Source organism: Herbidospora sp. NBRC 101105 (genome assembly GCF_030269205.1).
GTDB lineage: Bacteria > Actinomycetota > Actinomycetes > Streptosporangiales > Streptosporangiaceae > Herbidospora > Herbidospora solisilvae.
In genome coordinates, this window is sequence record NZ_BSSX01000003.1 from 630,064 (window position 1) to 648,547 (window position 18,484).

The 18,484-nt window shown below is 71.9% G+C and carries 21 protein-coding genes; 11 read left to right on the forward strand and 10 right to left on the reverse strand.

Features of this window, described 5'->3' with window-relative positions; genetic code table 11:
* Window positions 1–68 precede the first annotated feature (68 nt).
* Genes QSK34_RS16720 through QSK34_RS16730 form a run of 3 tightly spaced genes read left to right on the forward strand, consistent with a single transcriptional unit; the run spans window position 69 to window position 3,063 of the window.
* Window positions 69–1,364: an ABC transporter substrate-binding protein gene (locus tag QSK34_RS16720; RefSeq protein ID WP_285585154.1), complete on the forward strand. Its 1,296-nt coding sequence runs from the start codon at window positions 69–71 to the stop codon at window positions 1,362–1,364.
* Window positions 1,361–2,248, forward strand: coding sequence for a carbohydrate ABC transporter permease (locus tag QSK34_RS16725; RefSeq protein WP_285585156.1), 888 nt, complete (start codon window positions 1,361–1,363; stop codon window positions 2,246–2,248). Before QSK34_RS16720 ends, QSK34_RS16725 begins: the two co-directional genes overlap by 4 nt.
* On the forward strand, window positions 2,245–3,063 hold the full coding sequence (locus QSK34_RS16730) for a carbohydrate ABC transporter permease (RefSeq protein WP_161481081.1): 819 nt from the start codon (window positions 2,245–2,247) through the stop codon (window positions 3,061–3,063). The genes QSK34_RS16725 and QSK34_RS16730 overlap by 4 nt, the downstream gene beginning before the upstream one ends.
* 4 nt (window positions 3,064–3,067) lie before the next feature.
* Here QSK34_RS16730 and QSK34_RS16735 read toward each other — a convergent pair whose 3' ends face one another.
* Genes QSK34_RS16735 through QSK34_RS16750 form a run of 4 tightly spaced genes read right to left on the reverse strand, consistent with a single transcriptional unit; the run spans window position 3,068 to window position 6,947 of the window.
* Complete coding sequence (locus tag QSK34_RS16735; protein ID WP_285585160.1) at window positions 3,068–3,523, reverse strand: hypothetical protein; 456 nt, start codon at window positions 3,521–3,523, stop codon at window positions 3,068–3,070.
* Window positions 3,520–5,850: a molybdopterin oxidoreductase family protein gene (locus tag QSK34_RS16740; protein WP_285585163.1), complete on the reverse strand. Its 2,331-nt coding sequence runs from the start codon at window positions 5,848–5,850 to the stop codon at window positions 3,520–3,522. Before QSK34_RS16740 ends, QSK34_RS16735 begins: the two co-directional genes overlap by 4 nt.
* A gap of 10 nt (window positions 5,851–5,860) precedes the next feature.
* On the reverse strand, window positions 5,861–6,730 hold the full coding sequence (locus QSK34_RS16745) for a glycosyltransferase family 2 protein (RefSeq protein ID WP_285585165.1): 870 nt from the start codon (window positions 6,728–6,730) through the stop codon (window positions 5,861–5,863).
* Window positions 6,731–6,752: 22 nt separating this feature from the next.
* Entirely contained in the window at window positions 6,753–6,947 is a 195-nt protein-coding gene (locus QSK34_RS16750) for a DUF2795 domain-containing protein (protein WP_030455020.1), read from the reverse strand.
* Between the two features lie 365 nt (window positions 6,948–7,312).
* On the opposite strand from QSK34_RS16750, the gene QSK34_RS16755 reads away from it, so the two are divergent.
* Both QSK34_RS16755 and QSK34_RS16760 read left to right on the forward strand, forming a co-directional pair.
* A complete protein-coding gene (locus QSK34_RS16755) occupies window positions 7,313–7,762 on the forward strand; it encodes a DUF4383 domain-containing protein (protein ID WP_285585170.1) in 450 nt (149 codons plus the stop codon).
* 4 nt (window positions 7,763–7,766) lie between these two features.
* A complete protein-coding gene (locus tag QSK34_RS16760; protein WP_285585173.1) occupies window positions 7,767–8,597 on the forward strand; it encodes an MBL fold metallo-hydrolase in 831 nt (276 codons plus the stop codon).
* A 214-nt stretch (window positions 8,598–8,811) separates the two neighbouring features.
* Here QSK34_RS16760 and QSK34_RS16765 read toward each other — a convergent pair whose 3' ends face one another.
* Both QSK34_RS16765 and QSK34_RS16770 read right to left on the reverse strand, forming a co-directional pair.
* Window positions 8,812–9,258 carry a phospholipase gene (locus QSK34_RS16765; RefSeq protein WP_285585175.1) on the reverse strand — a complete coding sequence of 149 codons (447 nt, stop codon included), beginning with the start codon at window positions 9,256–9,258 and terminating at the stop codon, window positions 8,812–8,814.
* 239 nt (window positions 9,259–9,497) lie between these two features.
* On the reverse strand, window positions 9,498–9,884 hold the full coding sequence (locus QSK34_RS16770; protein WP_285585177.1) for a VOC family protein: 387 nt from the start codon (window positions 9,882–9,884) through the stop codon (window positions 9,498–9,500).
* Between the two features lie 150 nt (window positions 9,885–10,034).
* On the opposite strand from QSK34_RS16770, the gene QSK34_RS16775 reads away from it, so the two are divergent.
* Window positions 10,035–11,066 (forward strand): NAD-dependent epimerase/dehydratase family protein, encoded by a 1,032-nt coding sequence (locus tag QSK34_RS16775; protein ID WP_285585179.1) that lies wholly within the window; start codon window positions 10,035–10,037, stop codon window positions 11,064–11,066.
* On the opposite strand, the gene QSK34_RS16780 is transcribed toward QSK34_RS16775, so the two are convergent.
* Together QSK34_RS16780 and QSK34_RS16785 are read right to left on the reverse strand one after the other, a co-directional pair.
* The gene (locus QSK34_RS16780; protein ID WP_285585180.1) at window positions 11,044–12,153 is read right to left on the reverse strand and encodes a sensor histidine kinase; all 1,110 of its coding nucleotides are present in this window, start codon (window positions 12,151–12,153) and stop codon (window positions 11,044–11,046) included. The two genes, QSK34_RS16775 and QSK34_RS16780, sit on opposite strands and share 23 nt — an antisense overlap.
* Complete coding sequence (locus QSK34_RS16785; RefSeq protein WP_235966860.1) at window positions 12,150–12,848, reverse strand: response regulator transcription factor; 699 nt, start codon at window positions 12,846–12,848, stop codon at window positions 12,150–12,152. The genes QSK34_RS16780 and QSK34_RS16785 overlap by 4 nt, the downstream gene beginning before the upstream one ends.
* Window positions 12,849–12,950: 102 nt before the next feature.
* On the opposite strand from QSK34_RS16785, the gene QSK34_RS16790 reads away from it, so the two are divergent.
* From QSK34_RS16790 to QSK34_RS16800, 3 genes are read left to right on the forward strand one after another with little or no spacing between them, the layout of a single operon-like run.
* Window positions 12,951–13,607 carry a glycosyltransferase family 2 protein gene (locus QSK34_RS16790; protein WP_285585182.1) on the forward strand — a complete coding sequence of 219 codons (657 nt, stop codon included), beginning with the start codon at window positions 12,951–12,953 and terminating at the stop codon, window positions 13,605–13,607.
* Entirely contained in the window at window positions 13,604–14,218 is a 615-nt protein-coding gene (locus tag QSK34_RS16795) for a TIGR04282 family arsenosugar biosynthesis glycosyltransferase (RefSeq protein ID WP_285585184.1), read from the forward strand. The genes QSK34_RS16790 and QSK34_RS16795 overlap by 4 nt, the downstream gene beginning before the upstream one ends.
* On the forward strand, window positions 14,215–14,910 hold the full coding sequence (locus tag QSK34_RS16800) for a class I SAM-dependent methyltransferase (RefSeq protein WP_285585186.1): 696 nt from the start codon (window positions 14,215–14,217) through the stop codon (window positions 14,908–14,910). The genes QSK34_RS16795 and QSK34_RS16800 overlap by 4 nt, the downstream gene beginning before the upstream one ends.
* Here QSK34_RS16800 and QSK34_RS16805 read toward each other — a convergent pair.
* Complete coding sequence (locus tag QSK34_RS16805) at window positions 14,837–15,208, reverse strand: hypothetical protein (RefSeq protein WP_285585187.1); 372 nt, start codon at window positions 15,206–15,208, stop codon at window positions 14,837–14,839. The genes QSK34_RS16800 and QSK34_RS16805 overlap by 74 nt on opposite strands.
* Window positions 15,205–16,314 carry a molybdopterin-dependent oxidoreductase gene (locus QSK34_RS16810; protein WP_285585190.1) on the reverse strand — a complete coding sequence of 370 codons (1,110 nt, stop codon included), beginning with the start codon at window positions 16,312–16,314 and terminating at the stop codon, window positions 15,205–15,207. Before QSK34_RS16810 ends, QSK34_RS16805 begins: the two co-directional genes overlap by 4 nt.
* 114 nt (window positions 16,315–16,428) lie before the next feature.
* Here QSK34_RS16810 and QSK34_RS16815 point away from each other — a divergent pair, with 114 nt between their 5' ends.
* Window positions 16,429–17,772 (forward strand): glycosyltransferase 87 family protein, encoded by a 1,344-nt coding sequence (locus tag QSK34_RS16815; protein WP_285585192.1) that lies wholly within the window; start codon window positions 16,429–16,431, stop codon window positions 17,770–17,772.
* A complete protein-coding gene (locus tag QSK34_RS16820; RefSeq protein WP_285585194.1) occupies window positions 17,769–18,266 on the forward strand; it encodes a DUF421 domain-containing protein in 498 nt (165 codons plus the stop codon). Before QSK34_RS16815 ends, QSK34_RS16820 begins: the two co-directional genes overlap by 4 nt.
* The last annotated feature ends 218 nt before the right edge of the window (window positions 18,267–18,484 follow it).

Genomic DNA, 18,484 nt, shown 5'->3' on the forward strand with positions numbered 1-18,484 from the left:
CCCCCTTCGTTCGCCGTGCCCCCCTTCGAAAACCGCTAACGGATCGAATCCGGGGTAGTCGGGGCCGCATGAAGCGACTGGCCGTTCTCCTGCTGGTCGCGATCTCCGCCTGTGGTGGGGTGGGGTCGTCCACTCCCGGCTTCACCACCATGGGGTTCGGCCTCCCCGACGAGATCGCGACCACCCGCGTGGACGCCTTCAAGAAGGCCCACCCCGACATCCCGGTGACGATCAACCAGGGGCAGTTCGACGAGCAGGCGTTCCTGTCGTCGGTGGCCTCCGGCAACCCGGCCGACGTGGTCTACCTGCCCCGCGAGAAGATCGGCGGGTACGCCGCCCGGGGCGCCCTCCAGCCCATCGGCGACTGCATCGGCGAGCAGGCCATCCCGACCGGCGACTACTACCCGGCGGCGGCCGCCCAGGTCCAGCTCCAGGGCCAGTGGTTCGGCATCCCCGAGTTCTACAACTCCGTCGTGCTGGTCGTGAACGACAAGGCGGCGAAGGACGCCGGCGTCGACCCGGCGAAGATCGACACCAGCGACTGGGACGCCCTGGCCGACCTGGCCGCGAAGATGACCAAGACGTCCGGCGGCACCATCGAACGGCTCGGCCTCCACCCCAAGCTGCCCGAGTTCCTCCCCCTGTGGGCCAAGGCCAACGGCGCCGACCTGCTCAGCGCCGACGGCACGACGCCCCACCTCGACGACCCGAAGGTCGCCGAGGCCCTGGACTACGCCGCGAAGCTGGTCGCCGATCAGGGCGGCTGGAAGCGGGTGAAGGCCTTCGCCGACACCTTCGACTACTTCGGCGCGGGCAACCCCTTCGCCAAGGACCAGCTCGGCATGCTGCTCACCGAGCAGTTCGTCGTGGCGGCCATGGCGGGCGTCGACCCGGACGCGGAGATCACCGTCCTGCCGTTCCTGGGCCGCGACGGCCAGCCGGTCAACAGCGTCGGCGGCAACGCCTGGGCGGTGCCCAAGGGGGCCAAGAACCCCGAGGCGGCCTGCGTCTGGATGAAGGAGATGACCTCCGCCGAGACGTGGATCGCGGCGGCCCGGGCCCGCCAGGCCAAACGGTCGGCCGAGGGCAAGGTCAACATCGGCACGTACACGGGGAACATGAAGGCCGACGACGTGATCTTCAGGGAGATCGTCAAGCCGTCGGGCCACCGCGCCTACGACGACGCCGTCACGGTGATCCGCTCGGTGCAGCAGGCCGGTTTCACCGTCCCGATGTCGCGGGCCGCCGCCGAGTTCACCACCGCCTACCAGCAGGCGGCGACCCGGGTGCTCCAGGGCGCCCAGCCGGCCGCCGACGCGCTCCGCCAGGCGCAGGCCGAGGCGGTCAAGGCGCTGGGCCCGTGAGGACGGGGGAGACGCGGTGGGCGTACACGTTCCTGCTGCCCTGGATCATCGGGCTGGTGCTGTTCCAGGCCGGGCCGATGATCGCCAGCGCGGTGCTCTCGTTCACCGACTACGACCTCATCGGGGCCCCAGAATTCGTCGGGGCCGACAACTACGCCGCCCTGGCCGCCGACCCGAGGGTGGCCCGCGCCATCGAGAACACGCTGCTCTACACCGTGATCCACGTGCCGCTGGCCTGCGTGCTCGCGCTCGGGCTGGCGCTGCTGCTCAACCAGGTCACCGGCCGGGCCGCCGGGGTGTTCCGCACGGTCTTCTACCTGCCGTCGATGACCCCCACCGTGGCGGTCGGGGTGCTGTTCCTGTTCCTGCTGAACGGCCAGGCCGGGCTGCTCAACGAGGTGCTGGGCGTGTTCGGGATCGAGGGCCCGCAGTGGACGAGCGATCCCGACTGGATGTTGCCCGGCATCGTGATCATGTCGCTGTGGAACCTGGGCGCGAGCACGATCGTGTTGTTCGCGGCGCTGCGCAACGTACCGCGCGAGCTGACCGAGGCCGCCATGATCGACGGCGCGGGCAGCCGGCAGCGGTTCCGGCACATCACCCTGCCGATGATCAGCGCCGCGCTGTTCTTCGTGGTGATCGTCGACACGATCGCCGCGCTGCAGATGTTCGACCAGGTCTACACGATGTACTTCGGCACCTCGCAGGCCCAGCAGACCACCGGCGACGCCGCCCTGTTCTACGTCGTCTACCTGTTCCAGCAGGGCTTCCAGTACCTCCACATGGGCTACGCCTCCGCGCTGGCGTGGTTGCTGTTCGCGGTGATCGCGGTGATCACGTTCATTCAGATCAAGGTCGGTGACCGTCTGGTGCACTACGAATGACCGCCCGCCGGATCTTCCCCCTGATGCTCCTGGGCGCGGCCTCGGCGATCTTCCTCTATCCGTTCGTCTGGCTGGTCTTCGCCTCGTTGCGCCCGCGCGACCTGACCTTCTCCGGGCAACTGCCGATCCCGTTCCGCCCGCAGAGCTACGCCGACGTGTGGGACGCCGCCCCCATGTTGACGTGGCTGCTCAACTCGGTCGTCGTCGGCGTCGCGGCGGCCCTGGCGGTGACGGTGTCGAGCGCGTTCGTGGCCTTCGGGTTCGCCTACTTCCGGTTCCCCGGCCGGGGGGTCATGTTCGCGAGCGTGCTCGGCACGATGATGCTCCCGGCGGCGGTGACGCTGGTGCCGACGTACCTGATCTGGAACTCCGTCGGGCTGACCGGCACGCAGGTGCCGCTGTGGGCGGGCAACCTGTTCGGCTCGGCCTTCTACATCTTCCTGCTCCGCCAGTTCATGCTGGGCCTGCCCCGCTACGTCTTCGAGGCGGCGCGGGTCGACGGGGCGTCGTACCTGGGGCTGTTCTGGAAGATCGCGGTGCCGCTGTCGCGCCCGGCGCTGATCATCGCGTTCATCTTCGAGCTCAAGGCGAGCTGGTTCGACCTGATGAAGCCGCTGATCTACCTCCAGGACGCCGAGCTGTTCACCCTGCCGCGCGGGCTGAAGGCCGTGGTCGACCAGTTCTACCAGGGCGGCGACCCGAAATGGGAGATCGTGCTCGCGGCCAGCGTGGTGACCACGCTGCCGCTGATCGTGGTCTTCTTCTTCGGGCAGCGCTACTTCCTCCAGGGCATCGCCACCACCGGCCGCCGGTGAGGCCTCAGCTCACCAGCGCCTGGGTGGCCGAGTCCTTCAGCCGGGCGTTGGCCCAGCGGAGCTGGCGGAGCGTGTCCGGGTGGCACCGCTGGGCGAGCGACAGCAGATCGGCCCGCCGCGCGCCCTGGGCGGCCTGGGCCAGCAGCTCCCAGTCGGCCGACACCCCGGCCGCCAGCCGGTAGAGATACCGGAAGTCGGCCAGCAGCAGCACCGAGGGCTCCCGGTGGCCGAGCCACTCGCGGGTCAGGGGCACGGGCTCCTCCGAAGGCGTCAGGTCGAGCCCGAACTCCTTGCCCGCCGGGGCCAGCAGCCGCAGGTGCCCGGCCGACCAGGCGGACAGGTCGCGGGCGACGTGGAAGGTCTCGTGGTCGCCCCGGTGCCGGTCGGCCATGGTGAGCAGGGCCCGGGTCAGCTCGTCCTCCGACCGGTGCAGCTCGTCGATCAGCAACTGGAACTTCATGGCCGCTCCTCCTTCTCCACCCGGGCGGCGGCGGTCTTGAAGATCGGCTGCTTGGACACCGGATCCCAGTCGGTGACGGTCAGCTCGTTGGCCGCCCGGTCGTGGCCGTCGCCGTCGCGGTCCCAGTAGCCGTAGTGGAAGGGCAGGAAGACCACGCCCGGCCGGATCCCGGTGACCCGCAGGGGCGCGGTGACCGCGCCGCGCGGGGTCGTCACCCGCACCAGGTCGCCTTCGGCCAGACCGAGCCGCTCGGCGTCGGCGGCGGACAACTCCGCCCAGACCTCCGGGGCCGCCGCCTGGAGTTCGGGCGTCCGGCCGGTCTTGGTGCGGGTGTGGAACTGGTAGAGCGAGCGGCCGGTGGTCAGCCAGAACGGGAAGTCGTCGCCGGGCGACTCGTGCGGGGCGACGTACTCGGCCGCGCGGATGACCGCCCTGCCCTCGGGGTTCAGCGCGCGGTAGTCGGTGGCCTCGAACGGGGCGCCGGTGATCAGGTCGCGGCCGTAGGTCTCGCAGTAGTCGGGATCGGCCGGGAACTCGCCGTCCGCGTAGAGGCGCTCGGTGCCGTCGGGCCGCTCGTCGGTGCAGGGCCACTGCACGCCGCCCTCGCGGAGCCTCTCGTACGTCAGCCCGCTGTAGTCGCACGGGCGGCCCCGGGAGCACTCCTTCCAGGCCTCGAACGCGCCCTCGGGGTCGTGCCACTTGACCAGGGGCGCGCCGTCGCGGTCGGTCAGGCCGAGCCGGGCGGCGAACTCGACCAGGATGTCGAGGTCCGACCGGGCCACCCCGGGAGGCTCGACGGCCTGCTCCGACAGGTGGACGGTCCGGTCGGTGTTGGTGAAGGCGCCGGTCTTCTCGCCCCAGGCGGCGGCTGGGAGCACCACGTCGGCCAGGTCGGTGGTCTCGGTCGGGAAGAGGTCCTGGACGACCAGGAACAGGTCCTCCCTGGAGAGGATCTCCCGGATGCGGCGCAGCTCCGGCAGCGAGACGGCGGGGTTGGTGCCGATGACGTACAGGAACCTGATCGAGGCTTCCTCCGCGTAGCGGAAGATCTGCATGGCGTGGGTCGGCGGCGAGTAGCTCGGGATGTCCAGCGGGTCGATGTTCCAGATCCGCGCCAGGTCGGCGACGTGCGCCGGGTTCGACCAGTTCCGGAAGCCGGGCAGGTCGCCGTCGGCGCCGCACTCGCGGTTGTTCTGCGCGGTCGGCTGGCCGTTCATCTGGAGCACGCCGCAGCCGGGCCGGCCGAGCATGCCGCGCACCAGGTGGACGTTGTTGACCTGCACCGCCGCGGCGGTGGCCTGGTTGGCCTGGTAGAAGCCCTGCAGCACGGTCGACAGCAGCCGCTCGGCGGTGCCGATCAGCTCGGCGGCCCGGCGCAGGTCGTCTTCGGGCACCTCGCAGATCAGCGCGGCCTTCTCCAGCGGGTAGTCGGAGACCACGCGCCGCAGTTCGTCGAAGCCGACGGTGTGGGCGTCGATGTAGGCCTGGTCGATCCACCCGTTCTCGATGATCTCGTGCAGCAGGCCGTTCATCAGGGCCACGTTGCTGCCCGGCCGGTTGGCCAAATGGAGGGTCGCGGCCTCGGCGACGGGCGTCGTCCGGGGATCGACGCAGATCACGGCCGGTGGACGGGGCCCGGCCAGCCGGTCGAGGATGCGGCTCCACGTGACGGTCTGGGTGGCGGCCATGTTGTGGCCGTAGAGGCAGATGACGTCGGCGTGGTCGATGTCGGCGTAACTGCCCGGCTGGCCGTCGCAGCCGAACGACTCCTTCAGCGCCGCCGCCGCGGTCGCCGTGCACAGGCGGGTGTTGCCGTCGACGTGGTTGGTGCCCAGACCGCCGTGGGCGATCAGGCCGAGGGTGTAGTACTCCTCCAGGAAGAGCTGGCCGCTCGTGTAGAAGGCGAGCGCGCTCGGCCCCTGCTCGTCGAGCAGCTCCCGCACCCGGCCGGTCACCCGGCCCAGCGCGGTGTCCCAGCTCGCCTCGACCAGACGGCCGTTCTCCCTGACCAGAGGCCTGGTGAGGCGGTCGGGGGAGTTGTTGGCCTGCCAGCCGAACAGGTCCTTCGGATCGACCCGGCCGTGGTTGACCCGGTCGCCGGCCCGGCCCCGGACCCCGGCGATGCGGCCGTCCTTGACCGCGATCTCCAGGCCGTCGCCGTTGCTGTGCAGGACCGCTGCGCTCGGCACCCAGAAGTCGACGTCGCCGGGTTCCAGCCCCTCGGCCAGATGGCAGTCGACCCGCACCGGCCACGGTTCGCCCGGACCATAGGGGGTGCGGGCTCCCCACGGGTCGGCGATCCGGCCGGTCGTCATTCGATTGCGCATGTCCGTCGCCTCACCTGTCATGTCTCTTGTGCGGATCGAGGGCGTCCAGGGACCGGCGGGCCGTCTCCACCCGCGAGGGCAGGGTGCGGCGGCGGGCCAGGGCGCGGGGCAGCCGCGTGACGGCCTCGCCCAGCCCTCGCCACCCCGCCGGGCCCGTGTGCGCCATCGTCAGGGCGGCGCGGGCCACGACCGCCCAGGGCCGCCGCAGCACGGCGGTGAGCAGGGCGTTGCGGCTCACGAGGATCTGCCGCCGGAAGGGGTCGCGGACCGGAGAGGGGTGGTGGTGGGCCACGACCTCCTCGACGTAGGACAACCCCCAGCCGGTCGCGGCGAGGTCCAGGGCGAGCCGCTCCTCCTCGCCCATGAAGAAGATCACGTCGTCGAAGCCGTCGGCGGCCAGGAACGCGTTGCGCCGCACCATCGCGCCGCACGCGAGGAACCCCAGGACGCTGGGGCCGGGGAGATCGGGTGCGCGCGGCAGCGGAGACCGGGCCATCTCCGCGCAGACCGGGTCGACGACCTCGCCGGACCCGACCAGCACCCGGGCCGCGAGCACGGCCAGGCGCGGAGAGGCGTCCATGAGGTCGGCGCCCCGCGTCAGCGCGCCCGGCTCCCACCACGAGTCGTCGTCGGCGAAGGCGACGTAGGGCGTCGTGGCGAGCCGCACCCCGATGTTGCGGGCGCCGGCGCCGAGGTTCTCGCCCGCTTCGACGAGCCGATGGTGCGGGAAGCGGGCCCGGATCATGGCGGCGCTGCCGTCGGTCGAGCCGTTGTCGACCACGATGACGGGCGAATCGTGGTGGGGGAGCGAGCGCTCCAGTTCGGCACGACGGTCGCGGGTGACCACGACCACCGTCACCCGCGCGTCGTCGACTGTCATCGCCGCTCCCCCGGACCTGAGGTCAGCCCTCGCTCACGGCCTTGCTCACCGCGTTGGGCCCGTCGTACTCGCGATCGGGAATGGACTGCAGCGCCTTGACGGTCGTGTCGTCGGCTCCATGGGAGCGGGCCGCGTCGACCAGATCGCCGCGCCGGGCCGGATAGTCCACACCCGACAGGTCCTTCTGCAACTGGATCGGATTCGGTTTCGCCGCCATCTCCTTCTCCTTCCTCCACTGGGGACCGCCGGGTTCAGCGGTCCACGCGCAGGCTGGGCACCGGGTGCGGTACTCGTGTCCCGACTTCACGGCGTCTGATCAGCTCCGCCGCCAGGCGCAGGTGTTCCAGCTCCATGTTCAGGTGGAGCTCCAAAACGGAAGCACCTTTCGGTGATCGCTCATGAATCGGCTCCGGCTCCGCCGGTCCAGCCGATGAAGGGGGCGCACTGTTCGGCCCGTTGCGAAGCTACCCGGGGTCTCCTGGGTGCTAACGCGTCGTTTGTGATGGGTTCAGCCGGGTATGGCGGGTTGTCAGCACAACAGTCGCGCTGCCGAGCACTTCCTGTCTGTCCACAGGAGAGCTCATGAGGACTCATACGCCATCCCGGACCACGTCCCCGCTCCGACAGGCCGCGTTGATCTTCGGCGTGGTGTTCCTGCTGGTGGGGATCCTCGGCTTCATTCCCGGCATCACCACCAACTACGACACGATGCAGTTCGCCGGCCACCACTCGCAGGCGATGCTGCTCGGCGTCTTCCAGGTGTCGGTCCTGCACAACATCGTCCACCTGCTGTTCGGCGTCTGGGGCCTGGCGGCCTCCCGGACCTGGAACGCCTCCCGCGCCTTCCTCGTCGGCGGCGGGGTGATCTATCTGATCCTGTTCCTGTACGGTCTGCTGATCGACCGCGCGAGCGGGGCCAACTTCGTCCCGCTCAACACGGCCGACAACTGGCTGCACCTGGCTCTGGGCGTCGTCATGATCGCCCTCGGCCTGGGCCTGTCCCGGCCGTCAGTGGCCGGAAACCGGACGTGAGCTCATGGACGGCGCATCAGGGGTCCGGTTCATCGGGAACGCCACCACGCTGATCAGCCACGACGGCTTCACCATCCTGACCGACCCCAACTTCCTGCACCGAGGCGAACGCGCCCATCTGGGCTACGGCCTGACCACCCGGCGGCTGCGCGACCCCGCGCTCGACATCGCGGAGTTGCCGCCGCTGGACGCGGTCGTCCTCTCACACATGCACGGCGACCACTGGGACCACGTGGCGAGCGACGGCCTGGACAAGGACCTGCCGATCCTCACCACGGGACACGCCGCCCGCCGCCTGCACCGCGAGGGCTTCGGCAACGCGCGCGGCCTGCGCGCCTGGCGCGACCACGAGCTGCGCAAGGGCGACCACTCGCTCACGGTCACCGCCCTTCCCGCCCGGCACGCGCCCGGCCCGGCGCAGTACCTGCTGCCGCCGGTCATGGGCAGCATGCTGGAGTTCTCCGGTCCCGACGACCGGGTCGACCTGCGCATCCACATCAGCGGGGACACCCTGCTCGACCCGAGGCTCGGCCAGATCGCCACCCGCTTCCCGGACATCGACCTGGCCATCGTCCACCTGGGCGGCACGAGGATCCTCGGCATGATGCTGGTCACCATGGACGCCGAACAGGGCACCGAGTGGGTCAGGCTGATCGACCCGCGCGAGGTGCTGCCGATCCACTACGACGACTACGACGTCTTCACCTCGTCGATCGAGGACTTCCACGACCGCATGGACGAGGCGGGCCTGGCCGACCGCATCCGCTACGTCGACCGCGGCGAGACCTACCCGATCGGCCACCGAACGAAGACCGACGGCCACCTCGGCCGATAATCAGGCAGCAGAAGAGGCGACGATGTTCGTCCCCGGCGATAGATATACGACGGTGGTCGCCTTCTTGGACAAAGCATCAATTACATGCTGATGGACGTCCAGCAGCTCATAGTGGAAGACGCGCTGAATCTCGTCCGCGAATATCTGGCGAACAACCGGCTGTGAATGCCGGGGGCGTGATCGGCGTTACGCCGATCACGCCCCCGGCGTCGAATCACGCGTCGGCGGGCTGCAGTGCCTGCTCGCTGGCCTGGCGCACTCGTTCGATCTGCGCCTCGGTGACGTTGAGGGCGCCGAATTGCTTGACCGCCTGGTAGTAGGTCCAGGCGACGCCGTTGCAGGTGTTGCGGGGCACGGTGGAGTAGCCCGCGCAGACCTGCTTCATGTCGAAGTAGAACGCGTCGTCGACACGCGCCTTGTTGGCCGGGAACTGGCCCACGGCCTTGTAGTTGCGGTAGCCGAAGTCGTGGCGGCGGCACGGCATCCGGAAGTCGAAGCCGAGCGGCTGGTCGGGGCTGGTGGAGCACAGGTCGGTCGACCAGTCGAAACCGTAGTCGGCCCAGGCGCCCTGGTTCTGCCAGGCGGCCCGCCAGCTGCCGGCGCTCGCGGAGGTGGGCTGGCTGAACGTGGAGAGTGCGGAAAGCTTTTGCTGCGTCGTCACCGCCTGTGCGGGAAATGTTAATCCGATTAATGTGGCGAGGGAGGGGGCGACGATCGCGACGGCTCGCTTGACCATGAGCTCTGCCTTTGTCCGTGAGGAGACATGCCGAAGTCCAACGATGCGGCGAAATCGTCCCCGGTGCCGGAACAGATCTGCATCAAGATCGGCCTGAATATTCACAGAACATCGCCATTTACAATCTGACATGTCTGTTGTCAGCCGACCGTCGGGAGCCGCGGCTACGCCCCGCCGCCCGGGGGAGTGAAGAGGCCGAAGAGGTTGCCCGCCGGGTCGCGGACGTAGGCGTTGGCCGGGCCCGACTCGGACGCCTCGTGCCGCGCCACCACCGTGCCGCCCAGCCGTTCGACCGTCGCGCACGTCTCGGCGACGTCCCGCACCGCGACCGTGAACACCGCGTGCCCCGGCATGGCGCCGTCCGTCGCCATGATGCCTCCCGTGGGGGCGGTCGCGCCCGGCGCGGTGATCAGCCGGTAGTCCATTCCCGCCGCGGCGCCCTTCTCGTCCTTGACCGCGCGCCAGCCGAACACCTCACCGTAGAAGCTCTGTGCGGCGTCCGGATCGGCGGTCGCGATCTCGAACCAAGCCACGGTTCCCCACATCGTCATGGTCGTCTCCTCTTGTCGTTGACCTGCGTGCGCTCACCTTCGCAGGCCATGGCGACACCCTTATGTCGGGGTTTTTCCGGTCATGACGAAAGTCTTACGCCGGGCCCCGCGAAGCCCTCCGGGCTCGCCGGATTCCGTAGCGTCGCGGGCATGCGCGTACTCGTCACCGGAGGAGCCGGGTTCATCGGCTCCCACGTCGTCACCGCCCTGACCGCCGCCGGCCATGAGCCGGTCGTGTTCGACGTCCTGCTCCCCGCCGTCCACCCCGACGCGGAGTTCGTCAGGGGAGACGTCCGGGACGCGGCGGCGGTGGCCGAGGTGCTGCGCGGGGTGGACGTGGTCTGTCACCAGGCGGCCATGGTCGGGCTCGGCACGGACTTCGGCGACGCGCCCGACTACGTGTCGTGCAACGACCTGGGCACCGCCGTGCTCCTGGCCGCGATGGCACGCGCGGGGGTGACCCGGCTGGTCCAGGCGGGATCCATGGTCGTGTACGGAGAGGGCCGCTACACCTGCGCGGTCCACGGCGTGGTGCGGCCCGGTCCCCGGGCGGTCGCCGACCTGGCGGCGGGGCGGTTCGAGCCCCGCTGCCCGCGTTGCGGCGCCGGGCTGGTTCCCGGCCTGGTCTCCGAGGACGCGCCGGTCGACCCGCGCAACGTCTACGCCACCACCAAACTCGCCCAGGAACATCTGGCCGCCTCGTGGGCGCGGGCGACCGGCGGCCGGGCGGTGTCGCTGCGCTACCACAACGTCTACGGGCCGGGCATGCCCAGGGACACCCCCTACGCCGGGGTGGCCTCCTTCTTCCGGTCGGCGCTGGAGCGCGGCCAGGCGCCCACGGTCTTCGAGGACGGCCGGCAGCGCCGCGACTTCGTCCACGTCGGAGACGTCGCGCGGGCCAACGTGGCGGCGCTCACCACCATCGAGGGAGCGGGCCACACCGCCTACAACGTCGGCAGCGGCGACCCGCACACGGTCGGCGAGATGGCCGCCGCCCTGGCCGAGGCGTTCGGCGGGCCGATGCCGGTCGTCACGGGCGACTACCGGCTGGGCGACGTGCGGCACGTCACCGCCGACTCCTCCCGGGCGCGGGCGGAGCTGGGCTGGAAGCCGGAGGTGGCGTTCGCCGACGGCGTCGCGGAGTTCGCCCGTGTCCCCCTCAGGTCACCAGCGGCAGGGTGACCTCGAACCGGCAACCACCTGGCACGTTGCGCACGTCCGCCTGTCCCGCGTGGGCCTCGACGATGCCGCGCACGATCGCCAGCCCGAGCCCGGCCCCGGCGGGCGGGGTGCGGGCGGCGGTGCCGCGCCAGCCGGTGTCGAAGACCCGGGGCAGGTCGTCGGCCGGGATGCCGCCGCACGCGTCGGTGACCGCCAGGACCGCGCTGTCGCCGCGCCGGGTGGCGCTCACCGCGACCGTGCCGTCGGCCGGGGTGTGCCTGATGGCGTTGACCAGCAGGTTGGCCAGGACACGGGTCATCTCCTTGCCGTCGACCTCCACCGGCACGTGGTCGATCTCCTCGCCCACCAGCCGCACCCCCCGCTCGTCGGCCAGCGGCCCGGCCCCCAGCAGCGCGTCGGCGGCCAGGTCGCGCAGCGACATCCGGCTCGGCACGGGGGTGAACGCCCCCGCGTGGATGCGCGACAACTCGAACAGGTCGCCGACCATCGCGGTCAGCCGCTCGACCTCGGCCCGGATCTGCCGGTGGTAACGGCCGGGATCGGCGGCGACGCCGTCTTCCAGCGCCTCGGCCATCGCGCGCAGGCCGGTGAGCGGGGTGCGCAGGTCGTGGGAGATCCAGGCGACCAGCTCACGCCGCGACGCCTCCAGCGCCCTCTCCCGCTGCCGCGAGGCGGCCAGCTTCTCGCTGGTGGCGGCCAGTTCCCGGGCGAGGTCATCCAGCTCGGCGGTGGCCGGTGCGGCCGGTGCGGCGAAGTCGCCGCCGTCGCCGAAGTCGCGGGCGGCCCGCGCCAGGTCGCGGCTGCGGGCGACCACCCACCGGCCCAGCACCAGCGCGGTCGCCAGCGACACCACGGCGGCCATCGCGACCACCAGGGTCATCACCCAGAGGTCGTGGGGCGACAGGAACATCGCCCAGGCGACCGACAGCGTCCCGGCGAGCATGGCGGTGACCGCGACGACCGCCACCACGATCAGCGAGACGGCCACCGAACGCCGCCGCAGGAACATCAGCACGCCCGCCCCCGCGAGCCCGGCCAGCGCCGCCCCGCCGAGCGCGAACAGCGCGATGAGCAGCACGTCCTTCATTCCGGCCGCCCCTGATCGAACCCGGGGTCGAAGCGGTAGCCGACCCCCCACACCGTGTGGATCAGGCGGGGCTGGGCCGGATCGTCCTCGATCTTGCCGCGCAGCCGTCTGACGTGGACGGTCACCGTCGACAGGTCGCCGAAGTCCCACCCCCACACCTCCCGCATCAGCTCCTCGCGGGTGTGCGCCCGATAGGGATGCGACAGGAAGTGGGCCAGCAGGTCGAACTCACGCAACGTCAGCGCCAGCTCGACCCCGTCCTTGGCGGCGCGGTGCGTCTCCGGGTCGAGTGTGATCCCGGCCGCGCCCAGTGGCCCGCGCACGGCCGGGACGGCCGCCCGGCTGCGCCGCAGCACCGACTCGACGCGCAGCACCAGCTCACGGGGGCTGAAGGGTTTGGTGACGTAGTCGTCGGCGCCCACCTCCAGCCCGGCGATCCGGTCGTCCTCCTCGCCCCGGGCGGTCAGCATGATCACCGGGACGGGGCTCGCGGCGCGCAGCCGCCGGCAGACCTCCAGCCCGTCGAGGCCGGGCAGCATCAGGTCGAGCACCACCAGGTCGGGCCCGCCCCCGAGGGCGCGGTCGAGCCCGGTGGGGCCGTCGGCGGCCCGGTCGACGGTGTGGCCGGCGCGCAGCAGGTAGTCGGAGACGACACCGGCGACGGTCGGGTCGTCCTCCACGACCAGGATCCTCATGAGCCCAGCCTGACATCTGAGAGCAGGCATAACGGACGGCGTCCGCGTTTCGTAAGGACTCCACGGCCGAAATCCGGCCCGGTTCTTCCTACGGTGGCGGGTGTGATCCAACCAACAGTGGACGTCGTGCTGCCCTGTCTGGACGAGGCCGAGGCCCTGCCGTGGGTGCTGGAACGCATCCCGCCCGGGTGGGGTGCCCTGGTCGTGGACAACGGGTCGACCGACGGATCGGCCGAGCTCGCCCGCTCCCTGGGCGCGACCGTGGTGCCTGAGTCCCGGCGCGGGTTCGGGGCGGCCTGTCACGCGGGGCTCGTGGCGGCGACGGCGGACGTCGTCTGTTTCTGCGACTGTGACGCCTCGCTCGATCCGGGGCTGCTGACGGGGTTCGTACAGAAGCTGGAAGAAGGCGACGACCTGGTGCTGGGATGCCGCCGCCCGCAGTCGCGCGGGGTGTGGCCCGCGCACGCGCGGGCCGGGAACCGGGTGTTGTCGCACCTCGTCCGACGCCGGACCGGCGTGCGGCTCAGAGATCTCGGCCCGCTGCGGGCGGCCCGGCGCGAGGCGCTGCTCAAGCTGGACCTCACCGACCGGCGCAGCGGCTACCCGCTGGAGATGGTGGTGCGCGCCGCCGACGAGGGGTGGCGCATCCGCGAGGTCGACGTGCCCTACCTGCCCCGCAGCGGGAAGTCCAAGGTCACCGGCACCTGGCGGGGAACGTTCCAGGCGGTCATGGACATGCGGAAGGTGCTGGCCCGATGACGACCCTGCTCGTGATCGCCAAGGAGCCGGTGCCGGGACGGGTGAAGACCCGGCTGACCCCGCCGTTCACCCCGTCGGAAGCGGCGGCGCTGGCCGCCGCCTCCCTGGCCGACACCCTCTCCGCGGTGATGGACACCCCGGCCGACCGCCGGGTGCTCGTGCTCGACGGCTCTCCCGGCCCCTGGACGCCACCGGGCCTGGAGATCCGGCCGCAGTGCGGCGGCGGCCTGGACGAACGCCTGGCCGCCGCGTTCGCCGCCTGCGCCGGGCCGGCCCTGCTGATCGGCATGGACACCCCGCAGGTCACCCCCGGCCTGCTCGAACCCGCCCTGGATTTCAGCCGGTACGACGCCTGGTTCGGCCCGGCCGACGACGGCGGCTTCTGGGCCCTCGGCCTCAGGGACCCCGACCCGGCGCTGCTGCTCGGCGTGCCGATGTCGGTGCCGCAGACCGGCTCCGCGCAACGTGCCCGGTTACGGCACCTGAAGGTCGGCGACCTCCCCGCGCTGCGCGACGTCGACACCGCCGCCGACGCCAGGGAAGTGGCCGCCCAGGCGCCCTGGACCCGGTTCGCCCGCGCACACCTGGCACTCTCGGCGGCCCTGCGGTGACCTGGCACGACGACCCTTATGCCCTCGCCCTGCGGGCCGGGCGCGGCCCGCTGTTCCTGCGCCGCGCCGACGGACGGCGGTTCCCCCTCGACGTCGAGCGCTGGTGCGCGGTCGCGGACGCCGCCGACTGGTCGGTGCTGGCCCGGTGCCGGGGCGCGGTCCTGGACGTCGGCTGCGGGCCCGGCCGCCTGGTCGCCGCCCTGGCCGAACAGGGCCACCGCACGCTCGGCGTCGACATCAGCCCGGCGGCCGTCGCCGGAACACGCAGCCGGGGCGGCATGGCCCTGTGCCGGTCGGTGTTCGACCCGCTTCCGGGGGCGGGCCGCTGGACCACGGCCCTGCTCGTCGACGGCAACATCGGCATCGGCGGCGACCCGGTCGCCCTGCTGCGCCGCATGGCCGAACTGACCGCCCCGAACGGCCGGTTGATCGCCGAGGCCGACCCCGTCGAGGTGGACGACCACCACGAGGTCCGCCTCGACGACGGCCGTGGCGGTCTCGGCGCCCCGTTCCGCTGGGCCAGGGTCGGCCCGGCGGCCCTCGTGAGACACGCCGCGACGGCGGGCTGGTCGCCCGTCGACGACTGGTCGGTCGCCGGACGACGGTTCGTCGAACTGGTCAGCGCCGACGCCGGACCAGCACCAGCACGACCGCGACCACGGCGACTGCAACCAGGCAGATCAGCAGGTTGAGCCCGTAGGGCTGGGCGAGCAGGGTCGGGTTCGGCGGCGGGCCGGGGCGCAGCAGCACGGGCACCGTGATCAGGGTGAGCGCCCCCATGGTGATCAGCGCCCCGCGCACCACCGCCCGGTCGGGCAGCCGCGCCACCAGCAACCCCGCCAGCAGGACCAGGGGGCCGACGACGACGTCGTGCAGGGCGATCGCGCCGGCGAACCCGACGACGACTCCCCACAGTCCCGGCAGCGGCAGCAGGTGGAACAGCCCGACCGCGATCAGCACGACCCCGGCCGCGCCCAGCGTGATCCTCACAGCGCCTCCAGTCGGGAGACCCACTTGGTCTGCAGTACACCCGGCCGGTTGGGAGCGATGATCCGGGCCGGATAACCGTGGTCGAGCGAGAGCACCTCGTCGTTGAGGCGCAGCGCGAGGAGGGTCTGGGGGTCGTCGGCGTACGGGGCGGGCATCGCCGTGGTCCGGTAGTAGCCCCACACCTCCATCGACGTCACGCGCACCGCTGTGCCCGGCGGTATGCCCGCCCGCGCCAGCAGGTCGCGGATCGGCACGCCGGTCCACCAGGCGTCGACGCTCCATCCCTCGACGCAGGCGATCGGCAGGCGCACCCGCCGCTGCGGCAGGGCGGTCAGCTCCGCCAGGCTGATCCGGTACGGGGCCGGTCCGGCCACCTCCAGCGCCCAGCCTTCGGCCGAGGCGTAGGTGACCTGGGCGGCGGCGGCCGTCCGGTTGACGGGCACACCCTGGGTCGCGTTGTCGGGGTTGCGGGGCGCGAGCAGGTCGAAGGCGCGCAACGGGGTGAACGCCTGCCCCACGGTCGTCAGGGTGACGGCGCCCACGGCCGCGCCGACCCCGGCGAGCAGGGCCCGGCGGTCGGCCGCGTCCACGTCGGACGTCCTCCTCCTCCAGTGGGCCCTGATCAGCGGCGCCTTCACGGCCAGGTGGAGCAGCAGCGACCCGGCCACGATCCAGGCGACGGCGTAGTGGGCCTGGGTGAACGAGAACGGCCACGGATACCACTGCAAGATGTTGATCAGCCCGGTGAACAGCTCGAACACCGTCGCGGCGACGAGCAGGGCGATCGTCAGCCGCTCGACCAGGTGGGTGAACGACCGGAACGGCGGCCAGGCGAACAGCCGGGGGTAGACCGTCCACAGTTTCGCCATGACCAGGACGATCGCCGCCAGCCCCGAGGCGACGTGCAACCCCTGCGTCAGCCGGTAGCCCCACACGGGCCGGGTCGGCAGCAGACCGGCCGCCCAGCCGGGCGGGTGCTGGAGGACGTGGCTGATCAGCCCGGTCAGGAAGCACACGACGATCGCCGCCCCGAGCCAGCGGCCGATGGCCACGGCGGTGCGGGGGTCGTGCAACCGCCCTCTGAACTGCGGAAGCGCGGATCTCATGGCTCCCATGCAACCGCGCCGAGGCCCCGATCAGAGGGGCCGGACACCTTACGAAACCCGGACGTCCGGCCGCGCGGGGATCTCTTCCGGCGGCGCGCGGGCCAGGGTGGCCGGGTGAGACTCACCGTCGTCCTGCTCGCCGCCCTGGTCGCCGCCGTGGCGTGCGCGATCACCCGTGCCGGGCAACTCGCCGACCCGGCCGGCCTGACCGCCTGGTACGCCGTGTGCTGGGTGTTGTTCGCGGCGGCGGCGTGGTCGCTGCGCCGCGTGCCCGCCCGCCGGGCCGCCGCGCTGGTGATCGCGGGCGGCCTCGCCGTAGGGGCGACCGGTCTCCTGGACGGCCCCCGGACCAGCACCGACTCCTACCGCTACGCCTGGGACGGCCGCGTCCAGGCCGCCGGCGTCTCCCCGTACGACCATCCTCCGGCCGACCGCGCCCTGGCCGACCTGCGCGACGAATGGTTGTTCCCGGATCGCTCCGTCTGCTCGCAGACCTACCTGTCATGGCTCCCGGAGGGCGGCTGCACCCGCATCAACCGCCCCACCGTGCCGACCATCTATCCACCGGTGGCCGAGGCCTACTTCCTGGCCGTGCACACGCTGTCGCCCCCCGGCTCCCGCCACAAACCGCTGCAGCTCGGCGGGCTGCTGCTGGCCATGGCGACGACGTCGCTGCTGGTCCGCGTCGCCGGGGCCCGCGCCGCGTCCCTGTGGGCGTGGTGCCCGGCGGTGCCGGTCGAGGCGGTCAACAACGCCCACGCCGACGTGCTCGCCGTCCTGCTGGCCGTCGCCGGGATCGTGGTCGTGGCCCGCCGCCGCGTCGCCGGGGGAGCGCTGCTGGGCGCCGCCGTCGCCGCGAAGTTCCTGCCCGCGCTGCTGCTGCCCGGCGTTCTTTCCCGGGTACGCCGACCACGCGACGCCCTGGCGGTCCTCGTGCCGGCCGGGGCGGTGGTGGCCGCCGCCTACCTGCCCTACCTGCTGGTCTCGAAGGCGTCGGTGTTCGGCTATCTCGCGGGATACACGGCCGAAGAGGGCTACCAGGACGCCTCCGACGGCCGCTACTCCCTCATCCGCTGGTTGCTCCCCGACGCCTGGGCGTTGCCGGTCGTCGTCGTGGCGATGGGCTGCGTGGCGGCGTACACGATGATCAAAGGCGATCCCGAACGGCCCTGGTCCGGCGCGCTGACCCTCACGGGCACCGCCTTCCTGCTGCTCACCCCCGGCTACTCCTGGTACGCCCTGCTGGTCGTCGCCCTGGTCGCGCTCGACGGGCGGTGGGAATGGCTCGGCGTCGCCGCGGCCGGGGCGGTCGCCTACGTGACCGGCATGGGCACCGCCGCCTACGCGGTGGCCGCCCTGCTCGTCGCCGGGGTGACCTGGTGTCGCGCAGTCGCCCGCGGGGTAGATCAACGCCGCGCTGCGACAGCCGACGCCGGGGGACGGGAAAGCCAGGGATGACCGACGTGCTCAACGCCCTGGTGGGCGCGCCGGAGAGGGCGCTGATCGCCGCGCTCAAAGTGCTGGCCCTCTTCGTCACCGCGGTGATCGCCTTCCGGCTCACCGGCCGCCGCGCCCTGACCGAGCTCGCCCCGTTCGACTTCGTCACCGCGGTCGCGGTCGGGGCGCTCATCGGGCGCACCGCCACCGCCACCGACGCCTCCTGGCTCGACGGCGCCGCCGCCCTCGTGACCCTGCTGCTCGCCCACCTGGCCGTCGTCCACCTGCGGTTCATGCCGGGCATCCGGCACCTGGCCGACCCGTCGCCGCGCGTGCTCGTCCACGACGGGAAGATCCTGCAGCCCGCCCTGCGCCGCTGCGGGATGACCCGGTCGGACCTCGACGTCGTGCTGCGCCAGCGTGGCGTCGCCGACCTGACCGCCGTCCGCCTCGCGGTCTTCGAGCCGAACGGGGCGATCTCCCTCATCACCCGTGCGGAACCCGCGGACGACTGACCGGATTTTGCATGACCGATAACCGGTCGAAACACCCGCCGGTCACTGTGGAGCCACATCCGAGCCCCCCGAGAGCTCGTGCCACGGATGGGAGTTCACCATTTCCACCAACCACTGGAGCTCGGCGAGCCGCCGCAGCCTGCTGGCCGCCGGCCTGGCCGCGACCTTCGCGGCCACCCTCCCCGCCCCCGCCAAGGCGTCGCCCGGTGACAAGGGCC

Bases quoted from the DNA above. Each gene is read 5' to 3' on its own strand.
- QSK34_RS16820 (WP_285585194.1), top strand. From the start codon at position 17,769: ATGACCGACGTGCTCAACGCCCTGGTGGGCGCGCCGGAGAGGGCGCTG.
- QSK34_RS16775 (WP_285585179.1), top strand. From the start codon at position 10,035: ATGCGCGTACTCGTCACCGGAGGAGCCGGGTTCATCGGCTCCCACGTC.
- QSK34_RS16720 (WP_285585154.1), top strand. From the start codon at position 69: ATGAAGCGACTGGCCGTTCTCCTGCTGGTCGCGATCTCCGCCTGTGGT.
- QSK34_RS16745 (WP_285585165.1), bottom strand. From the start codon at position 6,730: ATGACAGTCGACGACGCGCGGGTGACGGTGGTCGTGGTCACCCGCGAC.
- QSK34_RS16750 (WP_030455020.1), bottom strand. From the start codon at position 6,947: ATGGCGGCGAAACCGAATCCGATCCAGTTGCAGAAGGACCTGTCGGGT.
- QSK34_RS16760 (WP_285585173.1), top strand. From the start codon at position 7,767: ATGGACGGCGCATCAGGGGTCCGGTTCATCGGGAACGCCACCACGCTG.
- QSK34_RS16785 (WP_235966860.1), bottom strand. From the start codon at position 12,848: ATGAGGATCCTGGTCGTGGAGGACGACCCGACCGTCGCCGGTGTCGTC.
- QSK34_RS16735 (WP_285585160.1), bottom strand. From the start codon at position 3,523: ATGAAGTTCCAGTTGCTGATCGACGAGCTGCACCGGTCGGAGGACGAG.
- QSK34_RS16810 (WP_285585190.1), bottom strand. From the start codon at position 16,314: ATGAGATCCGCGCTTCCGCAGTTCAGAGGGCGGTTGCACGACCCCCGC.
- QSK34_RS16730 (WP_161481081.1), top strand. From the start codon at position 2,245: ATGACCGCCCGCCGGATCTTCCCCCTGATGCTCCTGGGCGCGGCCTCG.
- QSK34_RS16795 (WP_285585184.1), top strand. From the start codon at position 13,604: ATGACGACCCTGCTCGTGATCGCCAAGGAGCCGGTGCCGGGACGGGTG.
- QSK34_RS16755 (WP_285585170.1), top strand. From the start codon at position 7,313: ATGAGGACTCATACGCCATCCCGGACCACGTCCCCGCTCCGACAGGCC.
- QSK34_RS16780 (WP_285585180.1), bottom strand. From the start codon at position 12,153: ATGAAGGACGTGCTGCTCATCGCGCTGTTCGCGCTCGGCGGGGCGGCG.
- QSK34_RS16770 (WP_285585177.1), bottom strand. From the start codon at position 9,884: ATGACGATGTGGGGAACCGTGGCTTGGTTCGAGATCGCGACCGCCGAT.
- QSK34_RS16740 (WP_285585163.1), bottom strand. From the start codon at position 5,850: ATGCGCAATCGAATGACGACCGGCCGGATCGCCGACCCGTGGGGAGCC.